Raw genomic sequence first — 22,251 nt, 5'->3', positions numbered from 1 at the left:
CGTCGACGTCGGCGTCGTCCCACGTCAGAACATTCGAACCGGCGGCCGCGCAAGCGCCAGCAAGCGGAGCACGAGACCGTTGGGGGGGAAACATAGGGCAAGCCGGAGGTCCGGGGCGCAGGCCTCGCCGCGTCGTGAAGGTCGGCTGCCGGACGGACTGATCCTGTCGGCCGCAGGCGTCGGCCTCGTTTTCGCCGGTCACATGGCCTATGGCGCGATCCGAATCGAGCCGGCGCTCATCGCCACCATTCTTGCAGCCCTCCTGCTGGCGGTCTGCATCGCCGTCCCGCCCCTGCGTCGGGACCTGCTGCGGATACGTGGCCTGGTCTGGCCTACGATCCTGTTCGCCCTGGTCCTCGCCATGGGCCTGCTATCTCTCACCCCATTTGCGCTGGGAGGCCCCCACCCTGTCTGGGCCTATGTGGGCGCAGGGCCGGGATCAGGCACTGTGGACCCTTCTGCAACCATCCTGGAGCTGATCAAGCTCGGCGGCCTCGCCTGCCTGTTCGTCGTGGGCGTCACGACGGGCGCCTCCGATGAGCGGGCGCGCACGGCGGTGAACGTGCTGATCGCCTTGTCTGTGCTGTTCGGCCTCTGGGCCTTTTTCGCCTTCACCACCGGAGCCATATTCCAGACCCAGCGCGGACGGCTGGAGGGCATGTTGATGAGCCCGAACACGGCCGGCACCTTCTTCGCCGCCCTGTTGGTGGTCACGCTCGGCCCGCTGATGCGCAATCTGCGGGGCGTCCAGGCCAGCCGCGCCCTGCAGGCCGGCTCGGGCTACTGGATCGCGCTCCTGGTGCTGGCCGCCTGCCTGCTGATGACCGCGTCCCGCGGCGCGGCTCTGGGCGCCGCGGCCGGCGCGGTCGGCCTCGTCATCATGCTGTTCTTCGCTGGCCAAGCGAGCTTGAACCGGGCGAGCATACTCCTGCTCGCCGCTGTTTTCGGCGCCGCCGCGGCCCTTTATGCATTCGGCGGCAATCTCGTCGAGCGGTTCGCCGACATCAACGACGGGGCGACGGGCCGTGCGGAACTGTTCGCCATGCACTGGCGGGCCTTTCAAGCCGCCCCTCTGGGCGGCTACGGCCTGGGGACGTTCGAGACCATCCATCGCACCCTTCTTGACGCCCAGGCGCTGGAGTCGGTCTGGCGCATCCGCGCCACGCACAACGTCTATATCCAGTGGCTCGAAGAGGCTGGGCTCGCCGGCGCGCTTCCGATGTTCGCCTGCATTGCCTCGATTATGGGCATGGCGCTGGTTCGCGGCATGAGGCGGAGCCGCATGACCCACGTGCTGTTCGCCCTGATCGCCGCCGACCTTGTCTTCCTGATCCACGGCTTCACCGACTTTGCGCTGCAAACCCCCTCCATGGCGATGATGTGGAGCTATCTCCTGGGCCTGCAATTCGCCCTCTCGCAGGGATCACGCCGATGAGCCGCCTGCACACAGCCGCATGGATTGGGACCTTGGGGGTCTTCGCCCTGGGTCTGGCGTGCGCCGCCATCGCCGCCCTGGTCTCCGTGACGCCTTCCACCACGCCGTCAAACTCGCCTCTTATCCTCGCCATCGGCGAGGGGCGGAGGGCGGACCTCGCGCTCGCAGCCACCCCGCCAGACCTTGCTGTGGGCGCGCCAGCGGCGGCTCGCGCGTCGGCGCTCGCGCCCTACGACTCCAGCGCCAGGCTACGCCTGGCCTATATCGACGCCCTGGATGGAGACCTGGGGCCCGAGGGGATGAAGGCGCTGGAGCTCTCATATGAGTTGCTCCCCTTCGACCATTACGTCGCCGCCTGGCGGGTCCGTTTCGCCCTCGATCATTGGGGCCAGCTCACACCAGAGCTTCGCGCCCGGGTTGAATCTGAAGCCTTTGGATTCGCCCGAACGAGCCGCCGAGCCGAGATGATCGCCGCCCTCTCTTCTGTACGGTCACCGGTGGGAATCGTGCCAGCCACGTTTTGGCGGCTGCGAATGCAACGTGAACACCGTCGGAGGGTCGCCGAACGCCGCATGGAAGCGTCAACGCGCTGAGCTTAATTGCAGAAATGCCACGCAATGGGCAAATTTTCCCCAATCTAAGCGGTCTTTACTAAACGATCACAAGAAGCCCCTTGAGAACCCGCCCGGGTTGTGACTTTAGGTGAGCCTGGCATTAACGCCGCGAAACGTTGCACGAAGGAGAGGCGACATGAGCCTCAAGAAGTTTGGCCTCAGCGCCGCGGCGCGCGCCATGGTTGCGGTTTCCGCCCTTGGCGTGGTCGCCCTGCCCGCTCCGATCGCGTTGGCCCAGGAGACCGCCGCCGAGGCGGCTCAGGTCGAGGCCTTGGCTGAAGCCATCGCCACTGCGGTCGCCGAAGCGGTCGCCGCGACCGAGGGGCAGTCGGAAGAAGCCCAGGAGGCCGCTGTCGAGGCCGCCATCGCAAACACCGTGGCGGCCAGCGGCCTGCCGGCGACCCTTGTCGCCGCCGCAATTTCCCGGGCCAGCGCCATCCTCGTCGCCGCCGGCATCTCCACGCCCGCCGTGACGGCCGCCATCGCCACTGCGGCCCAGGCCGCTCAAGTCGCCGCCAACGCAGCGCCGGGCGCCTTGGCTGGTCCGCTCGGAAGCACCCCGGCCCCGACAACCGCGATCACCGCTCCGATCTACGTGCCGCCGGGTGCCACGCCGTAAGCGATCTGATCAGGCTCGCCGCCTACCGGCAGGCCAAACTCTGGGTAACGGGGGCGGGATGCCCGCCCCCGTCATAATTTCCACAAGGGTCTGCGCGAGGCGCGGTCCTCCAATCTGAGGGTATGCCCGTGACTGCGGACAAACGTGTACTTATGGCTGGTGCGGCGATCGCTGTCGCCGTCAGCGTCGCCCAACCCGCCGCCGCCCAGCGGGCGCCCGGCGAGCAATCGGCCCGCAGCGGCCTGGCTTCGGCAAGTGAAGCCGACACCAACTTCGCGCGCGACCGCAACATCAGCGTGATGCAGCGGCCGCGCGATGGATATCAGGCGGTCGGCGGTCGGATGGGGGCCTTCACACTCTATCCGAAGCTGTCCCTGACGGCTGAGCACAACGACAACATCTACGCCACCGACACCAACGAGACCGACGATCTGGTCTGGAAGGTCGAGCCGGAACTGAACATCGCCTCCGATTGGTCGCGGCATGCGCTCAGCGCCTATGCCCGGGCCTCGATCCTCCGCTATCAGGACGCCAATACGGAAGACTCCGAGGACTACACCCTCGGGGCGAACGCCCAGATCGACATGCTTCGCAACAGCTTCCTCAGGCTGGGCGCTGACTGGGCCGAACTCACCGAGCCTCGGACCTCGCCCAACGCGGTCAACGGCGCCGTGGAGCCCACCCGTTACGAAACCACCGGCGCCCGCGCCTCGGTCAGCCATGAACTGAATCGCCTGCGGCTGTCGGCCGGCTATGACTTCAAGAGCTTCGACTACGAAGACGGCCGCAACGCCGCCGGCGGCGTCATCCCGCAAAACTATCGCGACCGGGATGTCCACACCCTCACGGCCCGCGCCGACTATGCGGTGAGCCCGGCGACGGCGCTCTTCCTGGAAGTCAGCCGCAATGAGCGTGACTACAGCCTGACCCGTCCGGCGGTGACCCTCGTCCGGGACTCCGATGGGATTCAGGCCCTGGTCGGCGCCAACTTCGAACTGGGCGCGGTGGCCCGCGGTGAAATCGGCGTGGGTTACTTCGAACAGCAGTACGACGACCCCACCCTGAACGACATCGACGGCTTCGGCGCCCGCGCTCAGGTGGAATGGTTCCCCACCCAGCTGACGACGGTCACCTTCACCGGCTCGCGCACTATTGAGGAAAGCGCCTCGCCCGGCTCGGCAGGCTATGTCTCGGCGAACGCGGCGGTCCGAGTGGACCACGAACTGGTCCGCAACATCCTGCTGACGGGCCAAGCCGCGGTCGGCAATGACGACTATGAAGGGATCACCCGCGAGGATGATCGCTTCAACGCCAGCGTCGGCGCCACCTACCTGCTGAATCGCTATGCCGGCGTGACCCTGGCCTACAGCCACATGACCATGGATTCCTCCGGGGTGGGTGGGCAGGACTTCAAGGTCAACAAGCTCGGCGCCACCCTCGCCCTGCAGTTCTGACCGGCGGCGGCCGGGGTGTAAGCCCGGCCGCCCAAATCCCGGCGTTTATCGGCCTTAACGTGGCCCTGGCCTTGCACGCCTCACCACCATAAAGCCAGTTTCGGGACATCGAGTTCGATGAACGCATTTTCTCAGTCTTCCGTTGATCCGGGCTTCGAGGAGGCTGGGGGATCTCGCCGCCAGGGCGGTGGTTTGGCCGACCAGTTCGATCTGCGTCGTCTGGCGAACATGTTCCGGCGCCGCAGCCGACTTTTCGCCGCCATCGCCGCTCTGGTCTTTGTCGCCGTGGTGCTGGTCACCATGACGGCGACGCCGATGTACACGGCGACCGCCAATGTCATGCTCGACACCCGCGCTGAGCAGGTGGTCAATGTTGAGGCCGTGCTATCAGGCCTGCCGGCCGACTCCAGTGTCGTGGACACTGAGGTGGAAATCCTGAAATCTCGCCGACTGGCCGAGCGGGTTGTCAACTCGCTCCAGTTGGACAAGGACCCCGAATTCAATTCCGCCCTCCGCTCGCCGGGCTTGGCCGCCATGGCGAGGGGTAGCGTGCGCTCGGCTATCGCGATGGTATCACCGCCGGAGGCGCAAGACCCGGCCGTGGCCGAACAAAAGGCGCATGAGCGGGTGGTCAATAACGTCCTGAGCCGCCTGAGCGTCCGGCGTCTGGGGCTTACCTACGTGATCAATGTCAGCTTCGAGTCCGAACAGGCCACCAAAGCCGCGACAATCGCCAACAAATTCGCTGAGCTCTACCTTTTAGAACAACTGGAAGCCAAGTTTGACGCCACCCAGCAGGCTACCAACTGGCTGAACTCGCGTCTCGAAGGCCTTCGCGAACAGGTGCTGACGGCCGAGGCGGCCGTCCAGCAGTATAAGATCGCCAACAATCTGCTGAGCGCCGCCGGCACCAGCCTGACTGAAACCGAGATTTCCAATTACAATCAAAGCCTTGCCCAGGCTCGCGCCCAGGTGGCCGAAGACGAGGCCCGGCTTTCCACGGCCCGCAGCCAGCTGGCCCGGGGCTCCACCGGCGACGACCTGGGCGAGGCCCTGAGTTCGCCGGTCATCCAGCAGCTCCGCCAGCAACGCGCTACGGTGAGTTCGCGGGTCGCCGACCTGCAGGGCCGCTACGGCGACAGGCACCCTGAAATGCTCACGGCCAACCGCCAGCTTTCGGACATCGATTCCCAGATCCAGGCAGAAATCCAGCGGATCATTTCCAACCTGGAGGCCAAGGTCCAGGTGTCGCGCCAGCGCGCCGGGGCGATCGGCGGCAGCCTTTCCAGCGCCCGCGGCACCCTGGCCGGCAACAATCAGGCCCTGGTGCGGCTCAATGAGCTCGAGCGGACCGCCGAAGCGTCGCGGACCCTCTATGAGAGCTATCTGAACCGCTACAAGGAGACGAGTTCGCAGCAGGGTATCGAGCAGTCGGACGCCCGGGTGGTCTCCCAGGCGACGATTCCCACGGGCCAAAGCTCGCCGAAGGTTCCGCTCAATCTGGCGCTAGGCCTGGTGCTGGCTCTGGGCTGCGGCGTTGCCGGCGTGGTCTTGGCCGAAATGCTCGACGCCGGGCTGGCGACGGCCGAGGACGTGGAACAGCGACTAGACGTCTCGTATCTCGGCGCCATTCCCCTGCTCGCCTCCGTCGCCGAGGGGCGCACGTCGGCCCCCATCGACTATGTGATCGACAAACCGCTGTCGAGCTTCGCCGAGGCGTTCCGAAACCTCCGCGCCTCGGTGATGTATTCCCGACTGGGCGAAACCGTGAAGGTCGTGGCGATCACCTCAGCGCTTCCGGGCGAGGGCAAGACCACCACCTCGGTCTGCCTGGCGCGCTCCGCCGCGCAACAGGGCAATAGCGTCATCCTGATCGACTGCGACCTGCGGCGTCGCTCGGTGAACCGGATGTTCGGCGAGGAACCCCAGCGCGGCCTGATCGAGGTCTTGGCCGGGGAAGCCACGCTGGAAGACGTCGTGACGATCGATAGCGTCACGGGCCTCCGTCTGCTGCCCCTGGCCAAGTCCAGCCTGACGCCGAAGGACGTGTTCGGTTCGGCGGCCATGGATCGCCTGCTTGAGCAGCTTCGCGCCTCCTACGACCTGATCGTTCTGGATACGGCCCCCGTTCTGCCGGTGGCGGATACGCGGGTTCTGGCCCCCAAGGCGGATGCCGTCGTCTTCCTCGCCCGCTGGCGCAAGACGCCGCAACACGCCATCGAGGCGGCGTTCCGCCTGCTGTCGGGCACGGGCGCGCATCTGGCCGGCGTCGCCCTGACCCAGGTCGACATGAAGCAGCAGTCGAAATACGGCTACGGCGATCCCGGCTACTATTATGCCGAATACAAGAAGTACTATGTGAGCTGAGCAGCTGGCCCTCGGTGAGGGCTAGCCCAATGCTTTCAGGCTCAGCTGAAACAGCAGAGCCGCTGCGATCCAGAAGGATCCGCAGGTAACCGCCACGAAGGCGACTGTCTTTCGCGCCGACCAAGGGGCAGCTGCCGGGGGCGCCAGAGACTCCCGCAACTGGTCTTGAAGCCGCCTCGCCGGGCTTTCGCCCCCGAAGTCTTCGGCCGACGCCAGTCTTGCGGATCGACGCGCAGGCGTTTGCGGAGACGTAACAGGTGTAGCGACCGCTTCTGCGATCTTAGGCTCAGGTTTGGCGCCCACGTCCGGATCCTCCGAGTGACAGGATCTCTACTAGCAAGGGGCGCCTAACAAACCGTCTCCAACAAGGCCTGTGGCCTACTGTCGGAGCGAATTCTTTTCGAGGCTCCAGTCTGTCTTAATTGAGTCTTACCGGCGTAACGAAGACGACAGCAATATCGCCCTATGGTTGCAGGGCGAATTTCATCGAGGGGGTGGAATGCAGAAGGTTTTGGTCACCGGCGGCGCCGGCTATGTAGGCGCCCATACCTGCCTTCGGCTTTCAGAGGCGGGCTTCCTGCCGGTCGTCTATGACAATCTCAGCAATGGCCACGCCGAGTTCGCCCAGTGGGGCCCCCTCGAGGTTGGCGACATCGGCGACGCTGCAAGGCTGGACGCGGTCTTCGCCGCACACACCCCCGTCGCGGTGCTCCACTTCGCCGCTCTGATCGAGGTCGGCGAGTCTGTCCGGCAGCCAGACAGGTTCTACGACAACAATGTCGCCGGCGCGCTTTGCCTGATCAACGCCGCGCGCCGGGCCGGCGTTGAGGCCATGGTCTTCTCCTCCACCTGCGCCACCTATGGCGAGCCCCAACAGATGCCGATGGACGAGACCCATCCGCAGACGCCCCTCAATCCTTACGGGCGCACCAAGCTGATGGTCGAGCAGATGCTGCGGGACTTCGACCAGTATTCGGGATTTCGCTCCGTGGCCCTGCGTTACTTCAACGCCGCCGGCGCAGATTTCGAAGGCCGGATCGGTGAGTGGCACAGCCCGGAGACCCACGCCATTCCCCTGGCCATCGCCGCGGCCCAGGGCTCCAACGCCGGTTTCAAGGTCATGGGGCGGGACTATCCGACCCGCGACGGCACCGCCGTACGCGACTACATCCACGTCCTGGATCTGGCCGAGGCCCATGTCCTTGCGTTGAAGTATCTGCTGGCGGGCGGAGCCACTGACGTCTTTAACCTCGGCACCGGGACGGGATCGACCGTGCAGGAGGTGGTGGACGCCGTAGCCCGGGTCTCGGGCCGCCCCTTCGAGGTGGCCGACGCCCCAAGACGGGAGGGCGACGCCCCCGCCCTGGTGGCCGACAACCGCAAGGCTCGCGAGATCCTCGGCTGGACCCCTCGGTTCGGTCTTTCAGAAATCCTTGAAAGCGCATGGAAATGGCACACAGAAGGCCTTCCAGCCCTTCAGGACGCTCAGACATGACAGTTCTTGCCGCAGTGCACACTTTGGGCGCCTCAACAGGTGGCGCCAAGCGACAACACCATCCATAAGACCGCTCAACCCTGCGACGAAATGACTAGATCGGCATAGGGTCAGAGGGTAAAGACTGCGACAACCGTAAGGGGCTGCAGCGTGTATTTTTCCGACACGAAGAACATCACCCTCCAGACTACGGGCCTGACCGGCCTGCAAGGGGGCGCGTTGTACTCAGATACCGCTGTAAAGGGGGGGCATAAGCTCAGCCTCGATATGTGTCGGTTTCTTGACGTCGTCATCGCGCTGGCCGTGCTTCTGTTCATCGCCCCGCTGATGCTGGTGATCGCTGGCCTCATCAAACTGCAGGATGGCGGTCCGGCGCTGTTTCGCCAAGCCCGCATCGGCCAGGGCGGCGAGGCGTTTTACTGCCTCAAGTTCCGCACCATGGTCACCGACGCCGAGGTTCGCCTCAACGCCCTGCTTGCGCGCGACCCTGAGGCCCGTCGGGAATGGGAGCTCGATCACAAGCTGCGTAAGGATCCCCGGATTACGGCCCTGGGCGCCTTCCTGCGCAAGTCGAGCCTGGATGAGCTGCCGCAACTGTTCAACGTCCTGAAGGGCGAGATGAGCCTGGTGGGGCCGCGGCCCATCGTGACGGCGGAAATCCCTCGCTATGGCCGTTGGTTCGCCCACTATTGTGCGGTTCGGCCCGGCGTCACCGGCCTCTGGCAGGTGAATGGCCGCAACGACGTCTCTTACCGTCGCAGGGTCGCCCTGGACGTGCTCTATGCGCGCACGGTCGGCGTTCGGCGCTATGTGCAGATCATGGCGGCCACCGTGCCGGCCGTTCTGCTTCGCAGCGGCTCCTATTGAGCAATACGAGCTACCTATAGTCTTCCGCGCGTCTTGCCTGCGGTCAGTCTAAGTAAAATGCCGGGGCGGGGGCCTGGTGCGATATGTCTCAAGCGTTCGATCTTGCCGATGACGCCCGGCTCGCGTCCGATCTAGCCCAGCAGGCCGGGGTTCTGCTCCTCAAGGCGCGCGAACTGACCCGCATCACAGGCAAGCCGCTCGGCGCCCTGGGTGACGCGGTCGGCCAACAGTTTCTCAGCCATTCCCTGCAAAGCCTCCGCCCGCATGATGCGGTCCTGTCGGAAGAAGCCACAGACGACGCCGCCCGTCTCGAGCGTTCGCGCGTCTGGATCATCGACCCCCTCGACGGCACCCGGGAATATTCCGAGGGCCGAGACGACTGGGCCATCCATGTGGCCCTCTGCGTCGATGGCGAACCGTTGGTGGGCGCCGTCGCCCTCCCCGCCCTGGATCTGGTCCTCGACACCAGCACCCCGCCGAAGATGCCCGACGCGCCGAACGGCCTGAAGATCCTTGTCAGCCGATCGCGCCCGCCCGAGGTCGCCAGCCGGGCGGCCGAGGTGCTCGGCGGCGAACTGGTAGGTATGGGTTCGGCCGGGGCCAAGACCATGGCCGTCGTCCGCGGCGAGGCCCACGCCTATGTTCACGCCGGCGGCCAGTACGAATGGGACTCCGCCGCCCCGGTCGCCGTGGCCCTGGCCGCCGGCTTCCACGTCTCCCGCCTCGATGGCGCCCCGATGGTCTACAACCAGAAGGACGTCTACATGCCCGACCTGGTCGTCTGCCGTCCCGAGCTGAAAGACCGGCTGATGGCGGCGGTGGGTTGACCCGCTCCCACCGGTCGCCGAGCTTGGCTTCGGAGAAATGTCAGAGATGCGGGTCGCACTGATACACTACTGGCTTGTGGGCATGCGTGGCGGCGAGAAGGTTCTCGAGGCTCTATGCCGGATCTTTCCTGACGCCGATATCTATACACATGTCTACGATCCTGATGCTGTGAGCCCTACGATCGCGCGCCACCGGATCAAAACAACCTTCATCAGTCGCCTCCCAATGGCGCGCAGACTTTATCAGAGTTACCTGCCGCTTATGCCCCAGGCTCTGGAAGAGCTTGATCTCACCAACTATGACCTTGTGATCTCTAGCGAGTCTGGACCGGCTAAGGGCGTGATACCGGCGCCAAGCGCCGTGCATATCAGCTATTGCCACTCGCCTATGCGGTACCTCTGGGATCAGTACCACCTTTACAAGCAGCAGGCTGGCCCCCTCGCCCGACTGGCCATGCCCCTGCTAAGTCACCGTCTTCGGATGTGGGACGTAACCAGCGCCGCGCGGGTCGACAGTTTTGTCGCCAACTCAACGCACGTCGCAAATCGCATTCAGAAGTACTGGCGGCGGGATGCTACCGTGGTTCATCCCCCGGTTGCAGTTGACGATTTCGAAGTCGCGCCACGAGATGAGGTCGGCGATTACTACCTGTGGCTCGGCGAACTGGCTCCCTACAAACGACCGGACTTGGCTATCGCAGCGTTCACCCGCCTTGGTCTACCACTGGTGGTCATTGGCGGCCCTCAGGCTGAGGCCTCATCGCTAGCCAGGGATGCTGGCCCGACCATTCGCTTCCTTGGGAAGGCGTCGTTCGAAACGGTTCGCCATCATCTGGCCCGTTGCCGCGCCTTGGTCTTCCCCGGCGAAGAGGACTTCGGCTTGGTGCCCGTTGAGGCCATGGCTTCTGGTCGCCCCGTCGTCGCCCTCGGCAAGGGCGGCGCTCTCGACACCGTGATCGATGGGCAGACAGGGGTTCTGTTCAATGAACAGAGCGTCGAAGGACTGGTGTCCGCCCTGCAGGCCTTCGAAGCTCAGACACTATATGACGTATCTCCAGACGCTCTCGTCGCCCACGCTAGACAGTTCGATGAGAACCACTTCCGAGACGGTTTTGCCGCGGTGGCAATGAGCGTCGGCATTACCCTCTGACGGCGACCTCGGCGCCGGCCGAGAAGGCGCGGCGAGTCTGGATGACGCCTTGGACCTCATTCCAAAGGTCATCGTTGACGTCCCGCACCAGGCAGGCCTCGTCCTCAGACAACACCTTATTCCAGTAGCTGTTGGCCTGCTCGGCCGTTCGGTTCCAGTCGTGAGTTTTTCCTGACTTCGGAACATCCCGTCCCACCCCGGCCTGACGCTCTGCAAGCAGCGCCTGGGCGCGCGCCGGCATGTCGTAGCCCAGCCAATGGAACAGGTGTTCATAGGCTACAGCTTCGCTCTCTCCCGTGACTGCGGGGGCAAACAAATAGGCGGTCTCGAGGCTCGCACCCGAAAGGTTCAGCAGCCTGAGATGGATCAGGTGCCATAGGAGCGCGCCAGCCCCGACGGAGTCGAACTCAAGTTGATCTAGCCGATCTTCCACGACGGCCACAGCCCCGTAGACACTACGATAGCGATCATAGATTTCCCGAATTTTGGGTAACCAGCCGAGCCGGCGGTAGCTGGCGGCCTGAGCGAGCGGCGGCCGGAAGGTGACGACAGAACGAAAGTCGTTATCGGCGCCCTCTGGGATGCAAAATACCGCGAGGGGATCTTTCCAGATCAGCGTCTGGCGATAAGGCATGAGCTTGGCGATCCGATATGTGGCCAAGGCTCGAGTGCCAATCAACCGGATCATGGCGCGTCGCATGGGCGAAGCTACGGCGGCATCGCGCCGCTGACTGTGATACCTCAAACGCAGGTGGCGCAGGTCGTCGACAAAAGTTGCGAGGTCAAGGCGGGAAAAGTCTGGCTCACCTGGCATGGGAAAGCGCTGGGTAATTCGTCGATCCCCAGAAAGCCCCATTGGCTCATAGAGGCTTATTGCCTTCGGCAGCGTCTCCAACATAGCGCCCATAGGCGTAGTACCGCTGCGCGGCGCCCCTGTAACTAGGATTACATTAGAGAATGCCATTTGGATCTGATGGTCTCCAAATTGAATTAGACGATCAGACGGCGAAGACCGAAGGACTTCAAAGCTGAAAGGTCGATGTCTGGCGAGGTCGAGTACATATGCAGATCGAAGCCGCGCATGATCGCTAGCACTTGATCCGTGGCCTCCTCACTGAGGCGTGATTTCCAGCTCAGTCTTGGGTCGCGTTCGCTCAGCACATTTGAATCGCCAGCCGTCGTCCGGCTGGGCTTATCAACGACATCCCGAGGCAGGCGGCGCACCTTCAAGCCGACGGAGGCAGCTAGGCGCCCAAAGGATTCGGGGCTGGCGACAAGGCCTTCATAGGAGGCGAAGGCAAACCGTGACCGCGCATGCTCCGAAGCCAGCGGAACGGCGATGTCGAGACAGGCGGTCACCGCAATCCGTTCTTCGCGGCTGAGCTCGCGCTTCAGCAGGTTTGCCAGATGCGGCCATGTCGAAAGGTCGGCGGGCGAGACGATGGGATGGGCCTTAGCGATGACCTCATCGGTCCACTGAGGATGCTGCTTGGCCACCCCCTCCTGCGTGAACGGGTGATTGAGCTGGGACGCAACCACTGCCAACGGATTCCTCAAGAGAACGACGCCTTCGTTAACCGTCTCTCGCGCCACCCAATCCAGGGCACGCTGTAAGAAAACAAACTTGATGAGGGTCGCGGGCGCCGAGGCGATGCGCTGGAGGCTCCGTCGTGATCCCAGGCTTCGAACACGCGCCATCACGGGCCGGCGCGGCGCCCCGCCGGCCAGGACCCGGCGGATTTCGGCGGCCATGGGGCCGCCCCCGTCAAGGTGCTCGGAATTCGGCCGCATCCACCCCATGGCGTCGTCGACTCGATCGTAATCAAGATCATAGAGATAGTAGTTGATTGGCTCCCAATGCCGGCGCGCATCCGTCATGTGCTCAAGCACCTCAAGCACCCACGTGGTGCCAGAGCGCGGCGATCCCGAAATAAATGCTGGGGGCATTCCGCCCCCGGACAGGCGGCCGATGGCCCACGCGGCCGTTAGCGCCAAGGAGCGAACATCCACCATGTCAGTCAGTCTTTCGAAGAGGCGCGAATGCGCTATCGAGAGACACCCGAATGCGCTCTAGATCCGCCCGTAGCACAGCGTCGTCTTCCCTGATCAGATTGGGTTGAGCCGCCAGATTATTGGCCTTCCACACCTCATGAGGCTTTACGATCTGCTCGGCATGAGCCTGGAGTTGGTCGAGAGGCTGAAACAGGACGGGCTCCACCCCCAGGAAAGCGCCGACCCGCTCCGCCATTTCTTTCGGGTTCTCTATGAGATCCTCATAATCGACAACCAGCCCATCCCGACGCGCCGCTTCCAGTTCGATGGTTGCCCGGTCCGCAAACCATCGCGAGATGGCCAAAAGATCCTCATTTCCTTGGATCTTGCTCCATCGCGCCCGCGCATTACGCATTGATCGGATCGTGCCCAATGGCTCGCGTCTAACAAAGATGAAGCGCGCTCCAGGCGTCGTTCTGGCGATCAACGCGACGTAGTTGAGATGGCGGGGCGTTTTCTCCAGCCAAATCGGCTTGCCTTCAGCAAGAGCTTTAGAATCAAGACAGGCAACGAACTCTCGGGCCGCGCCATCCACGCCGAAGAAAAGCCGTGGTCGACGCTCGACACCCTGGGTTTGTCGCCATTTATCGAGAAACCTATACGCTCGCAGAGCGTAAGCCACCCGCTTCCAACGAGGTCCGATTGTCTGCAAGCGCGCAAAAAAATGGGTCTCTGAGAACGATGTCACGCGGCCCGTGCTCATAAGCCACGTTTGGAAGAGCGTCGTGCCAGAGCGTGGCGAGCCCACCAGGAACACACGCATGGGCGCCTTAGACCCTGCTAACTCGAGTCGGCGATCCATCATTTCGGCGCCCCTGGCCGAAGGGCCGGCACGAACATCAATATGGAAGGGTCGAGCCCCAGGCGTCGGCGGGCGATCACCACAGTGCTCACATTGAAGAAGGTCTGCGCGACCACCGTCGCAATCCCGCAGCCAATCGCGCCAACCCAAGGGATCAAGGCCAGGTCGAGCAAGATATTGATCCCAAGCGATACCCATAACAGCCGCGCCACGATATTCTCGTGCCCGCTCATCGTGAGAACCGGGCCGCTCGCGCCGGTGAGAAGCGAAATAAATACCCCCAGGACATAGACGCGCATGATCCATGCGCCCTCGACAAACCCCGGGCCGAACACACCCATGACCTCTTCGCCGAAAAAGACGGCAATGAGAAAGAGGGGCGTGCCAGTCAGCGTGAATACAAGACAGAGCTTGCGGATATGGTCAGCGAACAGTTTCGTCTCGCCGCGACCGCTGGCTCGCGCGAGTAGGGGCTTGTATTGAAGCAGGGCCACGGCGCGCAGCATGCCAATCGCTTCGGCCACGCGGGCGCTGACCCGAACAAGCGCGACATCAGAGGGCTCACCCAGCACGCCCAGAATAAAGAAGTCGATATTTTGGCTCAGCACAAACCCAGAACCAACAAGGCCGAGACTTACCCCCGAAATCAAGATTGTCCTGGGCCTCGGAGCGTCCCCTTCGGTCGAACTGACACGAAGCGCCAGGACCTTCCAGCTTCGCCCAAGCACAACTAGGGCTGCGAGGGTGCTACCGATCATCGCCAGGACGTACAGGACAGTGATGGAGGTCGTGTCTTTGGAACCTTCCATCGCGAAGACTACTCCCCCGCCTAGTATGACGAGGAAGGGGAAGATCAGCTGGCTGCCGATGATCGAGCGAAGCACCCGTTGAGACCCTTGGACGATCGCTTCGCAATACTTCCGGATGATCATCAACGGAAGGGCGATACAGGCTCCGATCAGGGTCGTCCGGTAGGCGCCACCAAGATCCTGCCAAACAAGCAAAGTCAGGCCGATCACTAGGATCAGAGCGGTCACAGAGGATGAAAATACAAGGCTGAAGCCCAGGAGCTTCCGCCAATGCAGATCGGTTCGGACTTCATCCTCACCAAGGGCCGCCAAGCGACGCATAAGCAACTGGTCGAACCCACAGGCGGCCACGAGAGTGGCGAGGGCGCAGCTAGAAATGGCAAATGTTAGAGCGCCATACGCATCTGGTCCAAAAACGCGCGTCAGAACGACCGTCTGGGCGAACGTCAAGCCAATAGCCAGAAACCGAACCCCGAACAGCGACGAAAGCTGACGAATGATCCGCGCCGGGATCATTCTCACGACAGCCCAGCGCGGCCTGAAACAGGCGCCTTAAACCCAACCGACTGGACTAGATCTAGGATGCGGCCATCGACGCCGCCTCTTATCGCCGCCCCGTCCAACGGCCGCGCCTTCGAATGCGGGACCTTTGCCAGACGCCCCACCGCCGTCGCCGTCGCCTCCGGCCCTCGGCCGACAAAATGGCTGATATCCTGCAATGCCCTATGAGGGTCGGCCACCATCTGTTCGTAGGAAAGCATGAGCACCAATTCAGGGTTCATCACAGCCATGCTCGCCCACTTGCAGTGATAGGCGTCCCACTCCCTCACGTACGCAGAACCAAGGTTAGGACATTCAAAGAAGGATTCAATATCGGCGAACCACTTATTGGCCAATCCCCACCTAAGTATGCTGTCAACCCACGACGACGGCGTCTTATATATGACAATATGTTGCTGCATCATGGGATATGAACATATTTTGTTGATATCTATAATTGTTGAAACAGAATACCTATTATCATACTCTTTATCCATGACAATGGTATCTTTATCGTCCTGCCACCTACAATGTTTATGCCTTGGGCTTGATCTCCTAGGGTCAACTTTATTTAGAATATAAAATCCTGATAGTTCAAGAGTTGCGCATAGATAATTTGTCCCAGATCTTTGTATTCCGTGATGAACTAGCTTTCGATCCTGCGCATAATTATTCTGAGATAACTCGTGGGCAATTTGCTTAAACCGCTGACGAACGGGCGCATAAAATCTCTTCCGAAGACCTGCCATGACATCTTCCCTAGCCTTGATCAAGAATCATCGGTTCATCAAATAATTTATTGTATATTCGACAGGCTATATGTGTAGGTTTGAAAGATATAACATCACGGATCCCTAAATATGAAGATACTTGCTTGGCCGGCGCACTCGACAGCGAGTCGAAATCCATATCAACACCTTCTTTATTCGTCTATGTCCAACATTGAAGGCGTGTCTATTAAGGAATTCTCCCTAGTTCGCCTATTATTCGAGCCAAGATTGGATATTCTGCACCTTCACTGGCCAGATGTCTTCGTAGCAACGGCTCGACCTGGGCGCGCGAAAGTTAAACTCGCGCTACTTAAAGCGATTATCGGCTTCGCCAAGCTGCGCGGCCTGCGGGTCGTATGGACGGCGCATAACCTTAAGCGCGTAGGGCAGCGCAACGGGCCCCTCATGACGCGAGCCTTCTGGCCCGCATTTATCGCAGCCCTGGACGGGGTCATCTACCTCACGGAAAGCTCCAAACTGATCGCGTCCCGCGATGAGCCCGCCTTGGCTAGGATAGCCTCTGCCGTTATCCCCCATGGCCCATATGAGCCGCCCCCAGGAGCCCGACTGGGCGACGCCCCCACCACATCCCCTATCCTCATCTTCTTCGGCAGCATAGTTCCCTACAAGAACGCCGCAGCGCTGGTTAAGGCGTTCGGCGAGCTCAAGCCAGGCACAGCCAATCTTTGGATACTTGGCAAGATGAGCGTCAACAATCCGGACCTTGATCTGGAGCCCGCCCTTGAGCGCCTGCCGGCCGACGCTCGTGCCCATGTGACGTACGACAACAGGTTCCTGTCCGAGGACGAGCTCGCCAGTTCTGTCCGCGCTGCTACCCTCGTGGTGCTGCCGTATCGGGAGGTGCTTAACTCCGGAAGCGTCATCTATTCCCTCTCCGCCCGCACGCCCGTCTTGGCCTCCCGCTTGCCGTTGTTCGACGAGCTGGCTGAGGTAGTGGGAGAAGACTGGCTGACGACCTATGAAGCCTCGCTCACTGGGGAGATACTGCGCAGAGCGCTCGATCATGCCGAACACCTGAAACGATCTCCCGCCAATCCCAATCTTGAACCCTTCGCTTGGCCCACGATCGCTCGGCAAACGGCGGTTTTCTTCTCGAGCCTGCTCAAGCGCTGAAGCTCCAATCAATGGCGTCGGGCGGGGCAACCTGTCGCAAAATTGCCTCGTCCACCGAATAGATTTCGGTCAATTCAGCCCTGATTTCCGCACATAAAGGCGCAGCGCGCTGACGCGTGCGGGCTGCGAGATAATCGACGCCTCGTCCGAGCACCTGCCCAATAACGCGGGGCGCAAAGCGTTCCCGCGCTTTGCGCCGCAGCCCTCCAGGCATAACCTCGGTCTTTAACCTGCTGACAAACCACGCCGCTCGAAGCAACTGGGGATGGTATATGCCCACGTTTCGAGACTGGGGCTCATCGTTGGCCGGCCGGCCGCCGGCAGGCAAACCCAAATGGGTCCGGCAGGCGTTAATCGCTCCGATTGGATCCCTACGCACAGCTTCCTGCGATAGAATTAGAAATCGGTCTGAAGAATAACTCTGCTGCCACGATTGGAGGGCGGTTCCGTAGCATCCATATCTAATGATGTTTGACGATGTAGATTTCTCCCCCCGCCGAAATGCTGCAAGGCTGCTATTGAGTCCCTGATTCAGTTCAACGGGAGGAAGATGGGCATGGCGCACAAGATGATAGTAAGCCGAAACGGCGCGGCCTATTGGTTCGCGAAGTACGACGATGAATTTTGCATCTGGCAGATCACGTACTATTCGCTCGCGAATGTCAGCGTCGCATAAATTATCAGGTCTTTTCAGGCCACAAATCTCGGCCTTCTTTGTCGGGTCGCCAAACCGCCGCCAGTAGCCAGCGCTATACTCCGGCTCCTCGAAAAGCGGGCTTTCTCCTGCAGGCATGTAGATGTCGGGGTCGGCGCTCAAGGCGGCCTGGAGAGTGGAGGTCGCTGCTTTCTGGGCGCCCAGGATCATGAAGTCGATCACGCCCGCATCCTCTGCGGCGTCGTCGTCCTTACTGCAAGCCAAACCAGAAAACAGGCAAGGAATGCGCTGCCAAACTGAGGCGCCACGCCGTTAAGTGCGCCGCGTAGTATGATTGTTATGTAGCCAGCCATCAATGCGTAGACAAACAAGGCGGCAGGGCCGGACTTGGTGACGGTAGCGACAAGCGCCCGGCGCTCGATGTAGGCAATGAGAACACCGAATAGGAAGAGAATGAAGACGACCCCGATCAACCCGAACGCCGCCATTGCTTCGGCTGGCAGTGGATTGGACACGTTGGTGTAGGTGTACCCCAAGCCCTCTGAGACATATTTTCCGGTATCGTAGGGTTTCGATGGCCATAGCGCTCTAGGAACGAAGAAAAGTAGTGCGCCAAAAAAATTATACCCCCACCTATGGTCTGCGTATCCATAGTATATCAGCGTATCTGTCACCTGTTTATAGGCATCGAAGTCCGCCGTAAGCATATACATGTACAGCTCACGCCCGCCTAAAAGTGCGTCCAAAAACTCCGTGAAGCTCCCACCCCTTGTTAAAACCTTAATAACGGGGAACACATAGAATAAGAATACGCCACCAACTGTCCCAATGACAATTTTGAGCGCGGGACGGTAAAGATTCACGAACATGACTATCAGAGCTAACGCCGCTCCCATCATCTGGAATCTCGGCAGGCTCAGCGGGAAGAACAGCAGCAAGCCAATTGGCAATGCCACAATTGAGACCGCGTATATTGGTCGCCGTTGACCTCGGGGGGTATTGAGAAACAGATAGCTGAGGATCACAAGAGACAGCAGGGCAAGAGAGCGGCCGATAAATATAATTTGCTGTCTCGCCCCACCATCCGCCGTCGCCATCTCGCGGAGCCCACCACGCGTATTGACCAGCACGCCGGGGCCTACATAGACAATGGCCAAGAAGGCTAGGCCAAGCAACACCAGGACAGCCATGAAGTACCGGTTCCACTCAAGTTCCTGAAGCGGAACAGCCGCTGGGCGCGCGGGAAGGCCGCGGGTTTTCACTGCGGCTTGGCCAGCCATAAGGCTGAGCATCGCCATTGCGAGAATGGTGTGGGTCATGCCCAGGTGTTCGGGCGTGTAGCGTGACCCCCAAGGAAAGAGGTCTAGCGATATCTGAACCACAGCTGGCAAGGCGACGAAAAACATAAAGAAGAAGTAGGCCATCAGCGAGGCGGCCCCGCGGTTTGGATTGACCATGGCGTGAACGAGCGCTCCCGCCGATCCCCCCAAGAACAGCCAAGCAACAACCAAAGCCACGCCCATTGACCCCGCGACCGGCCCAAGGAGGGCCGCCAGGAAGAGCAAGGCCAGCGCAATAACGAAAGAGAGGCGTGATATCATCGTCATGCGTCAGACCCAGCAGGTTGGGACAGCAGCTCGTCCAGCCAGAGCTGGCGAACGTGGGAAATATGAAAACGGTTCGCCGCGCGCCTTTGGCCATCCTTAAGGCGCGTCAAAGCGGACCGATCATTAGCGCAACGCCGGAGCAGCCCAAGCACGCCCTTCAGGTCATCTTCTGAAAAAATTGTCTCGGCCTCCGGTCCCAATATCGTCCGCGGTCCGACGTGATCGCTGGCCACCACCAGAAGACCCGCCGCGATCCCTTCCACGAGGGCGATGCCAAATAGCTCTTCCCAGTTTGCAGTCCTCTGGGAAAGGAGCAACATGATGTCATGAGACTTCATGAGCTGGGCCATCTCATGTCGATCCAAGATGGGTCCCAGATAGGTAATGCCTGGCGGCGTCCTTCCCCCCTCTAGATGACTGGACATCGGACCTGTCCCGACGATCGTCAGGCTGACGTCTTGGTCAGCTAGGCTGGACATGAGTGTGATAAGTTGCGGAATTCCCTTCTTCTCAGAGACTTCGCCGACGAAGATCAGCTTCAGGCCGCCCTCGGGCGTCGCGTCAACTCGATCGCGGCCCGCCTGGAAAAAAACCTCCGGCACAGCGTGAGGTATAACCTTGGCGGGCAAGCCCGTCTCATGCTCATAACTTGCGGCTACGGCGTCAGTGACCGCCACAGTGCGGACGTTCGGTCCGCTCAGTATCTTGAGCCAGATCCAACGGAGCAGGGCGGTTGCGGGGCCTGCCTGCCGGGGCGTAGCTCGGAGGCGCCAGTCTGGCCAGGACGTGTGATAGATGACTTGGTTGCGATAGCTCAGAGCGCCATAGAGCAGCATCCTGAAATCCCAGGGCGCAAAGCCCAGGATCACCGTCTCTCCGCGCACGAAGGGAAGCCTGAGTCGAAAGGCGAGGTCGCCGAGGGCGTTCATGGTTCGCTGGCCGAGAGGGAGCCGGTCTTTAACGGCAGAGCGGGCCCACTCCTTGATCACGCTATAGCGATGAGCGCCGGTCAGGTGAATCTGACCCGCTTCAGCCAGGTCGAATAGCGCTGGAAAGTACTTTCTAGGGTTCGTTTCATGAACCAGACGGACCCGCCACGTCGGCATCTTAGGCATCATCAAACGCCCTCAAGCTTCAGCAACGCGAGCACGTCCCTTGCCTGTCGCCCCCAAGAGTATTTTGCCGCCTGAAGGCGGCCCCGCTGGGCGTAGTCGGCCCACCGGGCTTGTGAGGATGTCAAGGAACGCGCGGCTTCGACTATGGAACCAGTGTCGTGGGCGTCGCAATAGACCGCGGCGTCACCGCATCGTTCTTCTAAGCTTGGGATGCGGCTTGCAACTACAGGGCAGCCAAAGGACATGGCTTCGATTGGAGGCAGAGGTGATGCCTCATAAAAGGAGGGAAACAGAAGGGCCTTGGCTTTGCGGTACTCCTCGAAGATCTTACCAGCGTCGTTGATCTGACCCAGGAACCTGAGTTTTCCCTCTAAGTCTGACGGGACATCTAGGGTTGTGCCTTCAAAGCTTGGACCATTTGCCCCCACAAAGGTGATGCTCGCCCCGTCCTCGCGCGCGAGAATGAGGCTTGCCTCTAGCAGGCCTTGGGCGTTTTTCCTCTTAGTGAGAGACCCCACATAGAGGTAGTCGTTTGGCCGGCCTTCGAAGGGCGGTGCGTCCGCCATCGTCCGGTCTTCGAGGCCGCCATTCTGCGTGAAGCTGAACCGGGGGTCGTCGGCCATAAAGGGGTAGTGCCGCGATATGGCGGCACGCTCCGAGGCCGACACCGTGACAACGGCGTCGCTCCAGCGCAGCACCCGCGGCATAATGATTTGGTAGAGCGCACGGAATTTCCAGTCATACGCCGCCGGAAAGTAGGCGTAGGACAGGTCATGGACCATGGTGACGGTGCGACCACGGCGCGTCAGCAGTCTCGCTATGGGTGCAGTATTACCCAGACAAAGTAGCGGTTCGCTGCCCGCCAGCCATGGCAACTCAGCCTGTTCCCAGGCGTGCCCACTTAATCGCCCTGCCCGTTCGACCCTCACGACTTTCAAAACAGGCGCTTCAATCAAGTCACCCGCCGCGGGCGCCATGACCCGGACCCTCAGGTCCGCTTCACCGGCATGGATCATGCGATCGAGTTCTGACAGAAACTCGCGTGCAACTCTTTGAACACCGGTGATGGGCTGTGTCAGAAATCGGCCATTCAAGGTCAAGTCGTATGGCCCGTCCACGACATTGGGATGCATCATCTGCTCCCGGTCCGTCATCATGTCAGAGCCCACTCTCGGCCCGCCCGACGCTGGTATAGCTGAACCCCTGCCGACGGACCTCGGCGGGGTTGTAGATGTTGCGCAGGTCGACGAGCACCGGAGCGGCCATGTCGGCCTTGAGCCGGTCGAGGTCCAGCGCCCGGAACTGATCCCATTCGGTGATGATCACGACCGCGTCGGCGTTCTTGGCCGCGGCGTAGGGATCTGCGACGAAGTCCACATCCTTGAGCAGATGGCGCGCCTCGCGCTCGCCTTCGGGGTCGAAGGCGCTGATCGTCGCGCCGGCCGCCTGCAGGGCCGGGATGATGTCCAGGCTCGGCGCATCGCGCATGTCGTCGGTATTGGGCTTGAAGGTCAGGCCGAGCACGCCGACCTTCTTGCCGGCCAGGTCCCCGCCCATGGCGGTGATGACCTTCTGGGCCATGGCCTTCTTGCGCTGATCATTGACCCGCACCGTGGTCTCGATCAGCTGCACCGGCGCGCCGAAGTCGGTGGCGGTGCGCACGAGCGCCAGGGTGTCCTTGGGGAAGCATGAGCCCCCATAGCCGGGACCGGCGTTCAGGAACTTCGACCCGATCCGCCCGTCCAGGCCGATGCCCTTGGCCACCTGCTGCACATCGGCCCCGACGGCTTCGCAGAGATCGGCCATCTCGTTGATGAAGGTGATCTTCATGGCCAGGAAGGCGTTGGCCGCATACTTGATCAGCTCGCTGGTCCGCCGGCCGGTGAAGACGATGGGCGTCTCGTTCAGGAACAGCGGCCGGTAGAGCTCGCTCATCACC

20 protein-coding genes are annotated in these 22,251 nt (G+C 61.7%); 10 read left to right on the top strand and 10 right to left on the bottom strand.

The window, feature by feature from the left end:
• Positions 1 to 202: 202 nt before the first annotated feature.
• From Q8L83_RS04680 to Q8L83_RS04640, 9 genes are all read left to right on the top strand, one after another.
• Entirely contained in the window at positions 203 to 1,435 is a 1,233-nt protein-coding gene (locus Q8L83_RS04680; RefSeq protein ID WP_305285035.1) for an O-antigen ligase, read from the top strand.
• Complete coding sequence (locus tag Q8L83_RS04675; protein ID WP_305285033.1) at positions 1,432 to 2,028, top strand: hypothetical protein; 597 nt, start codon at positions 1,432 to 1,434, stop codon at positions 2,026 to 2,028. Before Q8L83_RS04680 ends, Q8L83_RS04675 begins: the two co-directional genes overlap by 4 nt.
• Positions 2,029 to 2,185: 157 nt before the next feature.
• Positions 2,186 to 2,668: a hypothetical protein gene (locus tag Q8L83_RS04670; protein WP_305285032.1), complete on the top strand. Its 483-nt coding sequence runs from the start codon at positions 2,186 to 2,188 to the stop codon at positions 2,666 to 2,668.
• A gap of 128 nt (positions 2,669 to 2,796) precedes the next feature.
• Positions 2,797 to 4,122: an outer membrane beta-barrel protein gene (locus Q8L83_RS04665; RefSeq protein ID WP_305285030.1), complete on the top strand. Its 1,326-nt coding sequence runs from the start codon at positions 2,797 to 2,799 to the stop codon at positions 4,120 to 4,122.
• A gap of 117 nt (positions 4,123 to 4,239) precedes the next feature.
• Complete coding sequence (locus Q8L83_RS04660) at positions 4,240 to 6,489, top strand: polysaccharide biosynthesis tyrosine autokinase (protein ID WP_305285028.1); 2,250 nt, start codon at positions 4,240 to 4,242, stop codon at positions 6,487 to 6,489.
• A 499-nt stretch (positions 6,490 to 6,988) separates the two neighbouring features.
• Positions 6,989 to 7,984, top strand: coding sequence for a UDP-glucose 4-epimerase GalE (galE, locus tag Q8L83_RS04655; RefSeq protein ID WP_305285027.1), 996 nt, complete (start codon positions 6,989 to 6,991; stop codon positions 7,982 to 7,984).
• 267 nt (positions 7,985 to 8,251) lie between these two features.
• Positions 8,252 to 8,851 carry a sugar transferase gene (locus Q8L83_RS04650; RefSeq protein WP_305285026.1) on the top strand — a complete coding sequence of 200 codons (600 nt, stop codon included), beginning with the start codon at positions 8,252 to 8,254 and terminating at the stop codon, positions 8,849 to 8,851.
• Between the two features lie 83 nt (positions 8,852 to 8,934).
• A complete protein-coding gene (locus tag Q8L83_RS04645) occupies positions 8,935 to 9,678 on the top strand; it encodes a 3'(2'),5'-bisphosphate nucleotidase CysQ (RefSeq protein ID WP_305285025.1) in 744 nt (247 codons plus the stop codon).
• Positions 9,679 to 9,724: 46 nt separating this feature from the next.
• Positions 9,725 to 10,828, top strand: a complete 1,104-nt coding sequence (locus tag Q8L83_RS04640; protein WP_305285024.1) for a glycosyltransferase — start codon at positions 9,725 to 9,727, stop codon at positions 10,826 to 10,828.
• Here Q8L83_RS04640 and Q8L83_RS04635 read toward each other — a convergent pair.
• From Q8L83_RS04635 to Q8L83_RS04615, 5 genes are all read right to left on the bottom strand, one after another.
• Positions 10,818 to 11,723, bottom strand: a complete 906-nt coding sequence (locus Q8L83_RS04635) for a hypothetical protein (protein ID WP_305285022.1) — start codon at positions 11,721 to 11,723, stop codon at positions 10,818 to 10,820. The two genes, Q8L83_RS04640 and Q8L83_RS04635, sit on opposite strands and share 11 nt — an antisense overlap.
• Positions 11,724 to 11,818: 95 nt before the next feature.
• Entirely contained in the window at positions 11,819 to 12,841 is a 1,023-nt protein-coding gene (locus Q8L83_RS04630; RefSeq protein ID WP_305285020.1) for a hypothetical protein, read from the bottom strand.
• Position 12,842: 1 nt separating this feature from the next.
• Positions 12,843 to 13,643: a sulfotransferase gene (locus Q8L83_RS04625; RefSeq protein WP_305285018.1), complete on the bottom strand. Its 801-nt coding sequence runs from the start codon at positions 13,641 to 13,643 to the stop codon at positions 12,843 to 12,845.
• Between the two features lie 38 nt (positions 13,644 to 13,681).
• The gene (locus Q8L83_RS04620) at positions 13,682 to 15,007 is read right to left on the bottom strand and encodes a polysaccharide biosynthesis C-terminal domain-containing protein (protein ID WP_305285017.1); all 1,326 of its coding nucleotides are present in this window, start codon (positions 15,005 to 15,007) and stop codon (positions 13,682 to 13,684) included.
• Between the two features lie 2 nt (positions 15,008 to 15,009).
• Positions 15,010 to 15,528, bottom strand: coding sequence for a hypothetical protein (locus Q8L83_RS04615; protein WP_305285016.1), 519 nt, complete (start codon positions 15,526 to 15,528; stop codon positions 15,010 to 15,012).
• Between the two features lie 501 nt (positions 15,529 to 16,029).
• Here Q8L83_RS04615 and Q8L83_RS04610 point away from each other — a divergent pair.
• Positions 16,030 to 16,935 carry a glycosyltransferase gene (locus Q8L83_RS04610; RefSeq protein ID WP_305285015.1) on the top strand — a complete coding sequence of 302 codons (906 nt, stop codon included), beginning with the start codon at positions 16,030 to 16,032 and terminating at the stop codon, positions 16,933 to 16,935.
• Here the strand turns inward: Q8L83_RS04610 and Q8L83_RS04605 are convergent.
• The 5 genes from Q8L83_RS04605 to Q8L83_RS04585 form a co-directional block, all read right to left on the bottom strand.
• Complete coding sequence (locus Q8L83_RS04605; RefSeq protein WP_305285014.1) at positions 16,925 to 17,812, bottom strand: sulfotransferase; 888 nt, start codon at positions 17,810 to 17,812, stop codon at positions 16,925 to 16,927. The genes Q8L83_RS04610 and Q8L83_RS04605 overlap by 11 nt on opposite strands.
• The gene (locus tag Q8L83_RS04600) at positions 17,809 to 19,197 is read right to left on the bottom strand and encodes an O-antigen polymerase (protein WP_305285012.1); all 1,389 of its coding nucleotides are present in this window, start codon (positions 19,195 to 19,197) and stop codon (positions 17,809 to 17,811) included. Before Q8L83_RS04600 ends, Q8L83_RS04605 begins: the two co-directional genes overlap by 4 nt.
• Positions 19,194 to 20,315: a glycosyltransferase family 4 protein gene (locus Q8L83_RS04595; protein WP_305285011.1), complete on the bottom strand. Its 1,122-nt coding sequence runs from the start codon at positions 20,313 to 20,315 to the stop codon at positions 19,194 to 19,196. The genes Q8L83_RS04600 and Q8L83_RS04595 overlap by 4 nt, the downstream gene beginning before the upstream one ends.
• Positions 20,315 to 21,469, bottom strand: a complete 1,155-nt coding sequence (locus Q8L83_RS04590; RefSeq protein WP_305285009.1) for a glycosyltransferase family 1 protein — start codon at positions 21,467 to 21,469, stop codon at positions 20,315 to 20,317. Before Q8L83_RS04590 ends, Q8L83_RS04595 begins: the two co-directional genes overlap by 1 nt.
• Before the next feature lies 1 nt (position 21,470).
• The coding region (locus Q8L83_RS04585; RefSeq protein ID WP_305285008.1) for a UDP-glucose/GDP-mannose dehydrogenase family protein at positions 21,471 to 22,251 on the bottom strand (781 nt) is incomplete at its 5' end.

This window comes from Phenylobacterium sp. (assembly GCF_030680185.1).
Taxonomy (GTDB): Bacteria; Pseudomonadota; Alphaproteobacteria; order Caulobacterales; family Caulobacteraceae; genus Phenylobacterium.
This window is presented reverse-complemented; position numbering and strand designations above follow the sequence as displayed.

Coding starts and splice junctions, on each gene's coding strand:
- Q8L83_RS04640 (WP_305285024.1), top strand. CDS start 9,725: ATGCGGGTCGCACTGATACACTACTGGCTTGTGGGCATGCGTGGCGGC.
- Q8L83_RS04615 (WP_305285016.1), bottom strand. CDS start 15,528: ATGGATAAAGAGTATGATAATAGGTATTCTGTTTCAACAATTATAGAT.
- Q8L83_RS04675 (WP_305285033.1), top strand. CDS start 1,432: ATGAGCCGCCTGCACACAGCCGCATGGATTGGGACCTTGGGGGTCTTC.
- galE (WP_305285027.1), top strand. CDS start 6,989: ATGCAGAAGGTTTTGGTCACCGGCGGCGCCGGCTATGTAGGCGCCCAT.
- Q8L83_RS04590 (WP_305285009.1), bottom strand. CDS start 21,469: ATGATGACGGACCGGGAGCAGATGATGCATCCCAATGTCGTGGACGGG.
- Q8L83_RS04645 (WP_305285025.1), top strand. CDS start 8,935: ATGTCTCAAGCGTTCGATCTTGCCGATGACGCCCGGCTCGCGTCCGAT.
- Q8L83_RS04625 (WP_305285018.1), bottom strand. CDS start 13,643: ATGCGTGTGTTCCTGGTGGGCTCGCCACGCTCTGGCACGACGCTCTTC.
- Q8L83_RS04680 (WP_305285035.1), top strand. CDS start 203: ATGGCCTATGGCGCGATCCGAATCGAGCCGGCGCTCATCGCCACCATT.
- Q8L83_RS04620 (WP_305285017.1), bottom strand. CDS start 15,007: ATGATCCCGGCGCGGATCATTCGTCAGCTTTCGTCGCTGTTCGGGGTT.
- Q8L83_RS04600 (WP_305285012.1), bottom strand. CDS start 19,197: ATGACGATGATATCACGCCTCTCTTTCGTTATTGCGCTGGCCTTGCTC.
- Q8L83_RS04630 (WP_305285020.1), bottom strand. CDS start 12,841: ATGGTGGATGTTCGCTCCTTGGCGCTAACGGCCGCGTGGGCCATCGGC.
- Q8L83_RS04595 (WP_305285011.1), bottom strand. CDS start 20,315: ATGATGCCTAAGATGCCGACGTGGCGGGTCCGTCTGGTTCATGAAACG.
- Q8L83_RS04650 (WP_305285026.1), top strand. CDS start 8,252: ATGTGTCGGTTTCTTGACGTCGTCATCGCGCTGGCCGTGCTTCTGTTC.
- Q8L83_RS04670 (WP_305285032.1), top strand. CDS start 2,186: ATGAGCCTCAAGAAGTTTGGCCTCAGCGCCGCGGCGCGCGCCATGGTT.
- Q8L83_RS04660 (WP_305285028.1), top strand. CDS start 4,240: ATGAACGCATTTTCTCAGTCTTCCGTTGATCCGGGCTTCGAGGAGGCT.